This window comes from Actinosynnema sp. NPDC059335, assembly GCF_042752395.1.
GTDB lineage: Bacteria > Actinomycetota > Actinomycetes > Mycobacteriales > Pseudonocardiaceae > Actinosynnema.
The window spans coordinates 1-11,934 of sequence record NZ_JBHYXZ010000171.1 but is presented as its reverse complement, the minus strand read 5'-3'; the positions used below and the strand labels follow the sequence as shown (position 1 = coordinate 11,934).

Sequence of the window (11,934 nt, the reverse complement as noted above, 5' to 3'; positions counted from 1 at the left end):
GGACACGCGCGAGAGTCCTACGTTCAGAACGCGCGTGTCCTACGTTCGGGACCACCGTGTCCTACGTTCGGGTACCCCGAGTTCAGCGTTCGGGACCGGTGTGGCGGGTGAGGATGCCGATCAGGTCCGGGATCGCGGCGGTCAGCTGGTCGCGGGAGCAGGCGCTGTAGCCGATCGCGGCGCCGTGCACCTTCGGCCGGCCGGCGTGGTGGCGGCCGAGGCCGTCCAGCCGCAGGCCCCGGTCGTGCGCCTCGGCCAGCACGTCCCGCTCCGCCTGCGCCGACGGCAGCGGCACGACGATGTGCGCGCCCGCGTCGTCACCCAGCACGGGGACGCCCGCCTTGCCGAACGCCGCGGACAGCAGCGCCCGCCGCTCCGACAGCTCGCGCCGCAGCTTGCGCAGGTGCCGGCCCAGGTCCCCGTTGCGCGCCAACTCGACCAGCACCCGCTGCCCCGCCGCGGACGGGCTCGTGCCGGTCCGGTCGCGGTGCGCCAGCACGTCGGCCGCGATCGGCTCCGGCGCGACCATCCAGCCCGCGCCCAGGGTCGGCGTGAGGATCTTGCTGGTCGTCCCCAGGTGCACCACCACGTCCGGCGCCAACGCCGCCAGCAACGGCAACGGCGCCACGTCGTAGCGCAGCTCGCCGTCGTAGTCGTCCTCGACGACCAGCCACCCCTCCGCCCGCGCCCGCTCCACCAGCGCCACCCGCCGCGCCGCCGACATCCGCCCGCCCATCGGGTACTGGTGCGCGGGCGAGCAGTACACCCCGCGCACCCCCGCCGGCACGGCCTCCACCAGCAACCCCTCGGCGTCCACGGGCGCCTGCACGACCCGCACCCCGGCCGACCGCAGCGCCCACACGGCCCGCTGGTACCCCGGCTCCTCCACGGCCACCACGTCGCCGGGCCGCAGCACCGCCGACCCCAGCTCCACGAGCGCCGCCGTGGTGCCGCCGGTCGCCAGCACCAGCTCCTCCCGCAACCCGCCCCGCACCGCCAACCCCCGGTGCCGCAACAGGTGCTCGGCCACCACCGCCCGGTACTCCGGCAGCCCGCCGCGCGCCGGCCGGAACAACGGCTGCACGTCCGCCGCCGCGCGCCACGCCCGCCGCCACGCCGCCCGGTCCAACCCCTCGGCCCACGGCGCGCCGGGCGCGAGGTCCACCACGTCCGCGGGCACGGCCGGCGCGGCGGCCCGCCGGCCGCGCGACTTCAACGCCCCCGGCGGCGTGGTCGTCACGTACGTGCCGGAGCCGTGCCGCCCCGCGATCCAGCCCTCGGCGTGCAGCTGCTCGTATGCTGCCGCTGTCACGGTCCGGCTCACGCCGAGCCGCTCGGCCAGCGCCCGGGTCGAGGGCAGCCGGTCCCCGCTGCGCAGCCGCCCGTCGGCCGCCGCCGCGCGCAGGGCGTCCGCGAGCTGCACGGCCAGCGGTTCGGCCGAGGCCCGGTCCAGCACCACCGCCAGCGCCGTCTCCGCCAAAGTGGCCTCCTCATAACGCCGGGAATTGGCACTTGAGAAGGGCCACTTTACCGGAAATGCTGGTCCCATGACGTTGTCACCGACGGACCGCAGCACCATCAAGCGCGGCCGGAACCGGGCCGTGACCGAACGCGAGGCGCTGCACGCGGTCCTCGACGCCGCCCTCGTCTGCCACCTGGCGGTCGTCGTGGACGGCGCGCCGCTGGTCCTCCCCACCGGCTACGGCCGCGACGGCGACACCCTCTACCTGCACGGCTCGACCGGCGCGCGGAGCCTGCGCGAGGCCGCGACCGGCGTGCCGGTGTGCGTCGGCGTCACGATCGTGGACGGCGTGGTCTACGCCCGCTCGGTGTTCGACCACTCGATGAACTACCGCGCCGCCGTCATCCACGGCACCGCCGTCCCCGTCACCGACCCGGACGCCAAGCTGCACGGCCTGCGCGTGCTCACCGAGCACATCGCGCCCGGCTCGTGGGACTACGCCCGGCCGCCGACGCCGAAGGAGCTGGCCGCGACCGCGGTGCTGTCGCTGGACCTCGCCGAGGCGTCGGTGAAGATCCGCAGCGGCCCGCCCGGCGACGAGCCCGAGGACGTCGAGGCCAACGCGCGGTGGGCGGGCGTGCTGCCGCTGCGCGCGGTGTGGGGCGAGCCCGAACCGGACCCGGCGCTGGTCGGCGACTGGGACGTGCCGCCGCACGTCACCGCGCGGAGGTAGTCCCCGACACCGGGTCGAAGCGGACCGGGCGCACGGTGCGACCGCCGTCGCGGTACACGTGGATCGTGACGGCGGGGTCGCTGCCGTCGTTGCGCACCTGGTGCACGTACGACGGGCCGAACACGCGCGACTGCCCGGCCACGAGGTGGTGCAGCACCTGGGTCGGGCCCGGCGTGACGACCTCGGTCAGCGAGCCGCTGACCACGGTGAACGCGCCGCTGGTCGCGCCGTGGTCGTGCAGGTCGGCGTGCTGGCCGGGCAGCCAGCTCATCAGCCACACCTCCTGGCCGGGGCCGGACTCGACCAGCGCGGCGAAGCGGGTGTCGGGGTCGTAGCGGAGCAGGTGGGCCCAGCGCTCGCGCCGTGCCGCCGTGTCGAGCGCGATCCGCACGGGGTGCAGCGCGGCGTGCGACTGGGGCAGGGCGATGGTGTTCTCCGGAACGGCGAACATGGTTCCTTCTCGGTGCTCGGTGAGTGGGCGAGCCGCACGGCTCGCGGGACGCGAGGCGATCAGCGAGAAGGACAGAGCGCGCTGGCGACCAGGCGGAGGTCGATGTGACCCCGCCCGTCGGTCATGGCGCGGAAGGACATGGGGACGAGGGTGGCAGCCGACCGCCACCCCGCGCAACCCGTTCCACGCACTGGACCCGACGGGGTGACCGTCACAGCGACCGCAGGACGTCCTCGACCAGGTCGGCGGTGTCCTCGCAGCCCGCGGACAGGCGCACCAGCCCCTCCGGCACCGGGTCGCCCCACTGCGCCCGCCGGTCCAGGCTCGTGTGCAGGCCGCCGAAGCTCGTGCTCGCGTACACCAGCCGCGACCGCTCCAGGAACGACGCCACCGCGCCCGCGTCCGCCAGCTCGAACGTCAGCACCCCGCCGAAGCGGCGCATCTGCCGCGCCGCGACCTCGTGCGCCGGGTCCTCCGGCGCGCCGGGCCAGCGCAGCCCGCGCACCGCCGGGTGGGACTTGAGCGCGTCGTACAGGGCGGCCGCGTTCGCCGCCTGCCGGCTCAGCCGCAGGTCGAGCGTGCCGAGCCCGCGGTGCGCCAGCCACGCCTCGAACGGCCCGGGGATCGCGCCGCCGGTCGTCCGCGCCGCGCGGACCCGCTCGGCCAGGGCCGGGTCCGCGGTGGACACGTGGCCCAGCAGCACGTCGCTGTGCCCGGCGACGGCCTTCGCGTCGCTGCTCAGCACGGCGTCCGCGCCGAGCAGCAGGGGCTGCTGGCCGAGCGGTGTCGCGGTCGTGTTGTCCACCGCGAGCAGCGCGCCCGCCGCGTGCGCCGCCTCGGCCAGGGCGGCGATGTCGCACACGTCGAGCCCGGGGTTGGACGGCGACTCCAGCAGCACCAGCCGCACGCCGTCCAGCGACGGGTACGGCCCGGCGGTGGGCGCCTCGACCACCTCCACCGGCATCTCGGCGACCAGCGTGCGGGTCAGGTAGTAGCCGTCGCCCGGCACCAGCACCACGTCGCCGGGCGCGAGCACCACGCGCAGGAACGTCGAGATCGCCGCCATGCCGGACGGGAACAGCACGGTCGTGCCGCCGTCCAGCGCGCCCAGCGCCGATTCCAACGCGCGCCACGTCGGGTTGTGCGCCCGGCCGTAGGTGTCCTCGCCGCCCAGGTGGTAGGCCGAGGCGAACACCGGGCCCGCCAGGAACGGCTCGCCCGGCACGGCGGGCGTCGAGTGCACGACGCGCGTGCCGTCGCCCCAGGTCATTGGCGTTCCGCCTTCCGCTCGCGCCCGAGCAGCGCCGCCGTGAGCACGCGCGGGTCCAGTCCTTCGTGGCACACCTGGTGCACGCCGTCGGTGATCGGCATGTCCACGCCGACCCGCGCGGCCAGCTCGCGGATCGACGAGCACGACTTCACGCCCTCGGCGACCTGGCCGTGCGCGGCCTCCTGCGCCTGCGCGAGCGAGTCGCCGCGCCCCAACCGCTCCCCGAACGACCGGTTGCGCGACAGCGGCGACGCGCACGTGGCCACCAGGTCGCCCAGCCCGGCCAACCCGGCGAACGTCAGCGGGTCCGCGCCCAGCGCCGCGCCCAGCCGGGCGGTCTCGGCCAGGCCGCGGGTGATGATCGACGCCATCGTGTTGTCGCCGAACCCCAGGCCCGCCGCCATGCCGCAGGCCAGCGCGATGACGTTCTTGCACGCGCCGCCCAGCTCGCAGCCCACCACGTCCACGTTGGTGTACGGCCGGAAGTAGGAGTTGGAGCAGGCGTGCTGGAGGTCCACCGCGCGGTCGTGGTCGGTGCAGGCGATGACCGTCGCGGTCGGCTGCTCGGCCGCGATCTCCTTGGCCAGGTTCGGCCCGGACACCACCGCGACCTGGTCCTCCGGCACGCCGGCGACCTCGCGGACCACCTCGCTCATCCGCTTGAGCGTGCCCAGCTCGACGCCCTTGGCGAGGCTCACCAGCGTCGCGCCCGCGGGCAGCCAGGGCCGCCAGCGGGTCAGGTTCTCCCGCAGCGTCTGGCTCGGCACCGCCAGCACCACGGCCTGCGCCCCCGCCAGCGCCGCGCGGGCGTCGGAGGTGGCGGTCAGGTTGGCGGGCAGCGTCACGCCCGGCAGGTAGTCGGCGTTGACCCGGTCCGCCGAGATGGCGTCGGCCACGTCGGCGCGCCGCGCCCACAGCACCACGTCCGTGCCGGAGTCGGCGAGCACCTTGGCGAAGGCGGTGCCCCACGACCCGGCGCCCAGCACCGCGACCCGGTCCACGTCAGGACTTCTTGGTGTAGAAGCCGGCGGGGGCCTGCTCCTCGCGGATCTCCGCGAGCAGGTCCTTCACCTCGTTCATCAGCACGTCGGTCACCTCGCGCAGCAGCGCCAGGTTCTGCGGCCGGCCGCGGTAGGCCGACAGGTCCACCGGCGGGCCGACCTTCGTCACCACGGTCTTGCGCGGGAACGGCCGGAACTTCCTGCGGTAGTGGTCGTAGACGTCGCGGGTGCCCCAGCGGGCGACCGGCAGGACCGGCACGTCGTGCTCCAGGGCGAGCCGGGCCACGCCGGTGCGGGAGGCCATCGGCCAGCCGTCCGGGTCGCGGGTGATGGTGCCCTCCGGGTAGATGACCACGACCAGGCCCTGCTCCAGCGCCTCGTGCGCGGCGCGCAGGCTCTCCTGGGCGTCGGCCGTGCCGCGGTAGACCGGGATCTGCCGGGCGCCCTTGATGACGGCGCCGACCACCGGGACGTTCCACAGGCTGTGCTTGGCGAGGAAGTGGGGCACGCGGCCTTGCTTGTGCGTGAAGACGGCGTCGTAGACGGGGTCCAGGTGCGACACGTGGTTCATCACGATGAGCGCCCCGCCCGTCTTGGGCACCCGCTCCGCGCCTTCGTTGCGCCGCCGCGCCAACAGCGCGGTGGCGGGGTAGAAGACCGTCGCGGCGAGCCCGATCCAGAAGCCGCCCTTCTCCTTGGCCACGTGCACTCCCTCTTCGTCGTGGACCTGGAGTCTTCCCCACGTCGCCGGGGGCGACAACGAGCCCCTGGCCAGGTCCAGCCGGCATCCGGGAGTATGGCGGGGTGCGAGCCGACGTCGACCTGGTGGTGCCGGTCAAGGCGCTGGACCGGGCGAAGTCGCGGCTGGTGGACGCCCGGCTGGACCGGCCGGCGCTGGCCCTGGCGTTCGCGCTGGACACGATCGCGGCGGCGCTGCCCGCCGTGCGGGGTGTGCTGGCCGTCACGTCGGACCCGGCCGTGGTGGCGGAACTGCGGGCGCTGGGCGTCGAGTCCGCGGCCGGGCCGGAGGGGTTGAACGAGTCGCTGCGGTTCGGGTTCGGGGTGCTGCGGTCGCGGGATCCGGCGTCGGTGGTGGGCGCGCTGCAGGCGGACCTGCCGGCGTTGCGCACGGCGGACCTGGCCGCGGCGCTCGCTGCGGCGCGCGGCCGCGCGTTCTGCCCGGACCGCCAGGGGACGGGGACGACGCTGCTGCTGTCCACCCCCGGCGGCGAGCTGGACCCGGCGTTCGGCGTCGGGTCCGCGGCGGCTCACGCGGCGTCGGGCGCCATGCCCCTGCTCGGCCCGTGGCCGTCGTTGCGGCACGACGTCGACACGGCCGAGGACCTGCGCCTGGCCGCGGAGCTGGGCCTGGGCCCGCGCACTGCGGCCACCGCCGCGCCGGTCGGCCGCTGACCCGTCACGCCCGCGACGGGGTCAGCAGCACGGCTGCCCCGGCGTGCAGCGGCCCACGAGCATCGGGCACGCGGCGCCGTAGTCGGGGTCCGGGGCGAGCGGCAGGCGCTTGCGCGGGGTCTCGGCCGGCCGCGCGGTCGTGGACACCGGGGTCGTCTTCAGCGTGACGTTGGTGTGCGACGCCTGCGCCTCGTACGCGTCGGTGGTGAGCTTCAACACCTCCACCCCGCGGGCCATGTCGGCCAGGAACACCCGCCCGCGGTGCCAGTACGGCGCGAACGAGACCGCGCCCTCGGGCCGCCAGTAGGCCACCTGGATCGGGTTGGCCGGGTCCGAGATGTCCAGGAACCGCGTCCCCTGCTCGTACCAGGAGTACGCCACGATCCGCTCGTGCACGTCGAAGTAGTGCGCGGAGCAGAACGTGTCGGGACCGGGGAGCGTGCCCTCCTGGTCGTCGGGCGTCCACACGCCGACCGTCCTGAGGTGGAACGGCCGCTCCGGCGTGGCCCGCCACGACTCGCCGCCGGTCGAGCCCGTCAGCGACGAGATGACGAACCGGCCCTGGTCGCGGCACGTCGCCGACCCGAACGCCTCCTCGGTGTGCAGCAGCAGGCTGCCCGCCGGGTGCTCGGCCGACGGCCGGGGACCGTCCTTCAGGGTCCGCCCGACCGGTCGGAACGAGTTGTGCGAGAACGACGTCGGCATGTCCAGCTTCGGCGCCGCGCCGCCCGCGTACGGGACCGGGTCGTACGCCGTCGCCTCGCGCACCCGCCCGGTCAACGGATCGCGGTGCCGGCCGCTGGTGTGGTAGCCGCGCGTCCCGCCCGTGCCCGCCACCCAGGCGACGCCCGCCGCGTCCACCTGGACGTCGTGCGTCATGTGCGTCTCGCCCTGGTTGCGGTTGAGGTCCACGTAGGTGGGCAGGGTCTTCGGGTGGCGCGGGTCCCGGATGTCGGTCACGAACACCTTGCCGGACCGCCGGTAGGTGTCCGGGTCGCTGGACGGCGTGCCGTCGTAGCCGGTCGTCCACAGGTACGTGCAGTCGTTGACGCACGAGGTGATGTGCCCGGTGCCCATCGGCGCGAAGCTGAGCAGCTCCAGCCGCGCCGGGTCCGCCGCGGACACGAAGTAGACGCCGGTCGGCCGCTCGTTGCCGGGCTGCCGGCCGAACGCGCTGCGCTCCCGCGCCAGGAACACCAGCTTGCGCCGCGCGTCGACGGTGACGTCCTCGTTCTCCCAGAACCGCTGCTCCGGGTCGTCGCCCGGCAGCGCCAGCTCCTGCTTGGTGAGGTGGTCCAGGAGCTTCGGCCGGTCGAGGTCGGTCACGTCGTAGGTCTTCAGGCCGAACGTGCCGCTGAGGAACATCACGTCGCGGTCGCGGTACTGGAGGAAGTTGAGGGAGACCGCGCCCTCGGTCTCGGGTATCGCCGCGCGCAGCTCGACGTTCTTCGCCGCCGCCCGCAGACCCGTGTCCGCGTCCGCCGCCGTCGGGAGCGCCTGGGCCGCCGCCGCGCCCTGGCCGGTGAGCGCACCGGTGAGACCGAGCAGCACCGCGGTCAGCACCCCTGCCACAACCCTCATGCCCCACTCCTCCCGGTAATCGGTCCCCTCCGGAGCGTGGCAGCCGCGTCGGAGCGCCCACCACCCGCCGATCGGCTAGCTTTGGCACGTGACCGAGCAGGCGACGGTGAGCGCGCATCACCCGGACGGCTCAGCGACCGTGCTGCGCGACGACGGGGTGCTGGTGGACGTGCCCGCCGGCGCGGTCGCCGAGGGCGGCTGGCGCGTGCTGCGCCCCGGCCAGCGGGTCACGCTCGTGCGGGACGCCGCCGGCGACGTGCGGGGCGTGCTCCGGCCGGTGTGACCGGGAGTTCACTTCGTCGTCGACTCCGATCGGCGCACAGCCGCCTGTTCTGGGGAAGAATGCTGTTCGTGAGCACGGACAACTCTCCCGACCAGCCCGCGCCCAAGCGCCGGACGAGGACGCCGCGGGCCACCCCCGCCGCGAGCAGCCCCCGCCGCCGTCCGCGCCCGGCGGTCCGCCGCGGCAGCGGCGCCCGTGCGGGCACGACGCCGGTCCAGCAACCGGCGGAGGCCGCGTCCCGGTCGTTCCCCAGCTCACCGCCCGCCGTCACGGCCACCGAGGCGCAGGCCGACCTGCCCGACGACCGGTACTTCAACCGGGAGCTGTCCTGGTTGGACTTCAACGCCCGGGTGCTCGCGCTGGCCGAGGACGCCTCCCAGCCGCTGCTGGAGCGGGCGAAGTTCCTGGCCATCTTCGCGTCGAACCTGGACGAGTTCTACATGGTGCGCGTGGCGGGGCTGAAGCGCCGCGACGAGACCGGCCTGTCGGTGCGCAGCGCGGACGGCCTGACCCCGCGCGAGCAGTTGTCCAGCATCTCCAAGCGGACGCAGGAGCTGGTCGAGCAGCACGCCAGGGCGTTCCTCGACCACGTCCAGCCGGAGCTGGAGAAGCACGCCATCAGCATCGTCACCTGGGCGCAGCTCACCGACTTCGAGAAGCTGCGGCTGTCCAACTACTTCACCGACCAGGTGTTCCCGGTGCTCACGCCGCTGGCCGTGGACGCCGCGCACCCGTTCCCCTACATCTCCGGCCTGTCGCTGAACCTCGCCGTGACGGTGCGCGACCCGGAGGGCGGCGCGGAGCGGTTCGCCCGCATCAAGGTGCCGGACAACGTGCCGCGCCTGGTGCGCGTGGAGAGCGACCGGACCAGCCCGACGGCGACGTTCCTGCCGTTGGAGGAGCTGATCACCGCCCACATGAGCGAGCTGTTCGCGGGCATGCAGGTGATCGAGTGCCACGCGTTCCGGGTGACCCGCAACGCCGACCTGGAGGTCGAGGAGGACCAGGACGAGGACCTGCTCAAGTCGTTGGAGCGGGAGCTGGCGCGCCGCCGGTTCGGGCCGCCGGTGCGGCTGGAGATCGCCGACGACATGACCGAGGACATGCTGGAGCGGCTGCTGCGGGAGCTGGAGGTGGACCCGCACGACGTCGTCCAGGTGCCCGGCCTGCTGGACCTGTCGTGCCTGTGGCAGCTCTACAGCGTGGACCGCAAGCAGCTCAAGGACGCGCCGTTCGTGCCCGCCACGCACTCGGCGTTCGGCGAGCGGGAGACGCCGAAGAGCATCTTCGCCACGCTGCGCGAGGGCGACGTGCTGGTGCACCACCCGTACGACTCGTTCTCCACGTCCGTGCAGCGGTTCATCGAGCAGGCGGCGGCCGACCCGCGGGTGCTGGCCATCAAGCAGACGCTGTACCGCACGTCCGGCGACTCGCCGATCGTGGACGCGCTGATCGACGCGGCGGAGGCGGGCAAGCAGGTCGTGGCGCTGGTCGAGATCAAGGCACGGTTCGACGAGCAGGCCAACATCAAGTGGGCGCGGGCGCTGGAGAAGGCCGGCGTGCACGTCGTCTACGGCCTGATGGGGCTCAAGACGCACTGCAAGACCGCTCTGGTGGTGCGGCAGGAGGGCTCGCGGATCCAGCGCTACTGCCACATCGGCACCGGCAACTACAACCCGAAGACGGCCCGGCTGTACGAGGACATCGGCATCCTCACCGCCGAGCCGACCATCGGCGCGGACCTCACCGACCTGTTCAACGTGCTGACCGGCTACGCCCGGCAGGACCACTACCGCAGCCTGCTCGTCGCGCCCTACGGCGTGCGGCGGGGGATCGTGGAGCGGATCGAGCGGGAGGTCGAGCACGCGCGGGCGGGCCGGCCCGCCGGGGTGCGCATCAAGGTGAACTCGCTGGTGGACGAGCAGGTCATCGACTCGCTGTACCGGGCGTCGCAGGCGGGCGTGCGGGTGGACGTGGTCGTGCGCGGCGTCTGCGCGTTGAAGCCGGGCATCAAGGGGCTGTCGGAGAACATCCACGTGCGGTCCATCCTGGGCCGGTTCCTGGAGCACTCGCGGGTGTTCCACTTCGTCGGCGCGGGTGAGCACTGGATCGGCAGCGCCGACATGATGCACCGCAACCTGGACCGCCGGGTGGAGGTGCAGGTGCGGGTGACCGACCCCAAGCTCACCGCCCAGCTCGACGAGATGATGGACTCGGCGCTGGAGCCGACCACGCGGTGCTGGGTGCTGCAGCCGGACGGCGAGTGGGAGGCGTCCCCGGCGGACGGCACCAGCGTGCGCGACCACCAGACCGAGATGCTGCGCAAGCACCGGGCGCTGGGGTGATCCGGGCGGCCGGCGCCGTGCTGTGGCGCGGCGATGCTTCCGTGGCGGTCGTGCACCGGCCGCGTTATGACGACTGGTCGCTGCCCAAGGGCAAGCTGGACCCCGGTGAGACGGCGCCCGCGGCGGCCGTGCGGGAGGTGCGGGAGGAGACCGGGTTCCACGCCGTGCTGGGGCGGTACCTGTGCCAGGTGTCGTACCGCGCGTTCGGCAAGCCGAAGGTCGTGGACTACTTCAGCGCGCGGGCCGGGTCGGGCGAGTTCGTGCCGAACGACGAGGTGGACGAGCTGCGGTGGCTGCCGGTGGCCGAGGCGGCCGCGCTGGTGACGGCGGACACCGACCGCTCGGTGCTGGAGGCGTTCGCGGCGGAGCCCGCGGACCTGGCGACGGTGTTGCTGGTGCGGCACGCGAAGGCGGGCAAGCGGGACAACTGGCCCGGTGACGACGACCTGCGGCCGTTGAGCTCGGCGGGGTGGCGGCAGGCGGCGGGGTTGCGGTCGATGCTGCCGCTGTGGGGGCCGGCACGCGTGCACTCCGCGCCGCGGGTGCGGTGCGTGGAGACCGTCCAGGGGGTGGCGGACGACCTCGGCGTGGGCGTGCTGCTGGAGCCGCGGTTGTCCGAGGAGGGGTACTGGCCGGACCGCGAGGCGGGGCTGGTGCGGCTGTTGGAGATCGCGGACGGCGTGGGGACGCCGGTGGTGTCCAGCCAGGGCGGCGTGATCCCGGACATCGTGTCCACCCTCGCCGACCTGGGCGGCCTGTCGCTGGAGGGGACGCCGTGCAAGAAGGGCAGCACGTGGCTGCTGGCGTTCCGCCGCCCGGGGCCGGGGTGGTCCACTTCGGACTCGCACACCTCGTGGCCGAAGCTCGTCTCGGCCCACTACTTCCCCACCGCGCTGCCCAAGCCGACGACCTGAGCCGCGACCGGCGCTGCGCCACCGGTGCGACCCGACTGGGCCGGTCGGGTCACGCCGCCGTCCGTCCGGGCACGGCGAGTTGTCCACAGCCACCGCCGACTACGCCGAATTCGTCAGACCGTGCCGGCAGGATGAAAACAGGGGACCCCCTGGCGGGGACCCTTGCGCAGCATCGCCGCCTTCGGGCACGAGAGGTTGTTTCGGACCTCCGCACGTGAGGTCCGCAGTCTCGGAGTGGCGGGATCGCCGTGGCCCGAGTACACAACGCCGGCTCGAACCCGGCAACTCGCGCGGGCCGAGCGTTGAACTCACGGGTCCTGAACGTACGACTCACGCGTTCTGGAGGTAGGACACGCGCGTTCTGGAGGTAGGACACGCGCGTTCTGGAGGTAGGACACGCGCGTTCTGGGGGTAGGACACGCGCGTTGGGGAGGTAGGGCGCGGGTGAAGCGCGCAGGGCCCCGGGGGCGCCCCCCCCCGC

Annotated in this window: 11 protein-coding genes; 5 read left to right on the top strand and 6 right to left on the bottom strand. The window is 74.1% G+C overall.

Annotated features, from left to right (window positions below):
• Positions 1 to 82: 82 nt before the first annotated feature.
• Positions 83 to 1,480 carry a PLP-dependent aminotransferase family protein gene (locus ACFXGA_RS34360; protein ID WP_378095299.1) on the bottom strand — a complete coding sequence of 466 codons (1,398 nt, stop codon included), beginning with the start codon at positions 1,478 to 1,480 and terminating at the stop codon, positions 83 to 85.
• 67 nt (positions 1,481 to 1,547) lie between these two features.
• On the opposite strand from ACFXGA_RS34360, the gene ACFXGA_RS34355 reads away from it, so the two are divergent.
• Positions 1,548 to 2,195 (top strand): pyridoxamine 5'-phosphate oxidase family protein, encoded by a 648-nt coding sequence (locus ACFXGA_RS34355; RefSeq protein WP_378095297.1) that lies wholly within the window; start codon positions 1,548 to 1,550, stop codon positions 2,193 to 2,195.
• On the opposite strand, the gene ACFXGA_RS34350 is transcribed toward ACFXGA_RS34355, so the two are convergent.
• The 4 genes from ACFXGA_RS34350 to ACFXGA_RS34335 form a co-directional block, all read right to left on the bottom strand.
• Positions 2,179 to 2,646: a cysteine dioxygenase gene (locus ACFXGA_RS34350; protein ID WP_378095295.1), complete on the bottom strand. Its 468-nt coding sequence runs from the start codon at positions 2,644 to 2,646 to the stop codon at positions 2,179 to 2,181. The genes ACFXGA_RS34355 and ACFXGA_RS34350 overlap by 17 nt on opposite strands.
• Positions 2,647 to 2,857: 211 nt before the next feature.
• Entirely contained in the window at positions 2,858 to 3,916 is a 1,059-nt protein-coding gene (locus ACFXGA_RS34345) for a cystathionine gamma-lyase (RefSeq protein ID WP_378095293.1), read from the bottom strand.
• A complete protein-coding gene (locus ACFXGA_RS34340; RefSeq protein WP_378095291.1) occupies positions 3,913 to 4,917 on the bottom strand; it encodes an NAD(P)H-dependent glycerol-3-phosphate dehydrogenase in 1,005 nt (334 codons plus the stop codon). Before ACFXGA_RS34340 ends, ACFXGA_RS34345 begins: the two co-directional genes overlap by 4 nt.
• Position 4,918: 1 nt before the next feature.
• Positions 4,919 to 5,620: a lysophospholipid acyltransferase family protein gene (locus tag ACFXGA_RS34335; protein WP_378095289.1), complete on the bottom strand. Its 702-nt coding sequence runs from the start codon at positions 5,618 to 5,620 to the stop codon at positions 4,919 to 4,921.
• Positions 5,621 to 5,721: 101 nt separating this feature from the next.
• Here ACFXGA_RS34335 and cofC point away from each other — a divergent pair, with 101 nt between their 5' ends.
• Positions 5,722 to 6,330 carry a 2-phospho-L-lactate guanylyltransferase gene (cofC, locus tag ACFXGA_RS34330; RefSeq protein WP_378095287.1) on the top strand — a complete coding sequence of 203 codons (609 nt, stop codon included), beginning with the start codon at positions 5,722 to 5,724 and terminating at the stop codon, positions 6,328 to 6,330.
• 21 nt (positions 6,331 to 6,351) lie between these two features.
• On the opposite strand, the gene ACFXGA_RS34325 is transcribed toward cofC, so the two are convergent.
• The gene (locus tag ACFXGA_RS34325; protein ID WP_378095285.1) at positions 6,352 to 7,911 is read right to left on the bottom strand and encodes a hypothetical protein; all 1,560 of its coding nucleotides are present in this window, start codon (positions 7,909 to 7,911) and stop codon (positions 6,352 to 6,354) included.
• 88 nt (positions 7,912 to 7,999) lie between these two features.
• On the opposite strand from ACFXGA_RS34325, the gene ACFXGA_RS34320 reads away from it, so the two are divergent.
• The 3 genes from ACFXGA_RS34320 to ACFXGA_RS34310 are packed head-to-tail and all read left to right on the top strand — an operon-like array spanning position 8,000 to position 11,453.
• Positions 8,000 to 8,194, top strand: coding sequence for a hypothetical protein (locus ACFXGA_RS34320; protein WP_378095283.1), 195 nt, complete (start codon positions 8,000 to 8,002; stop codon positions 8,192 to 8,194).
• 59 nt (positions 8,195 to 8,253) lie between these two features.
• Positions 8,254 to 10,539, top strand: coding sequence for an RNA degradosome polyphosphate kinase (locus ACFXGA_RS34315; RefSeq protein WP_378095281.1), 2,286 nt, complete (start codon positions 8,254 to 8,256; stop codon positions 10,537 to 10,539).
• Positions 10,539 to 11,453, top strand: coding sequence for an NUDIX domain-containing protein (locus tag ACFXGA_RS34310; protein WP_378095314.1), 915 nt, complete (start codon positions 10,539 to 10,541; stop codon positions 11,451 to 11,453). Before ACFXGA_RS34315 ends, ACFXGA_RS34310 begins: the two co-directional genes overlap by 1 nt.
• Positions 11,454 to 11,934: the final 481 nt, after the last annotated feature.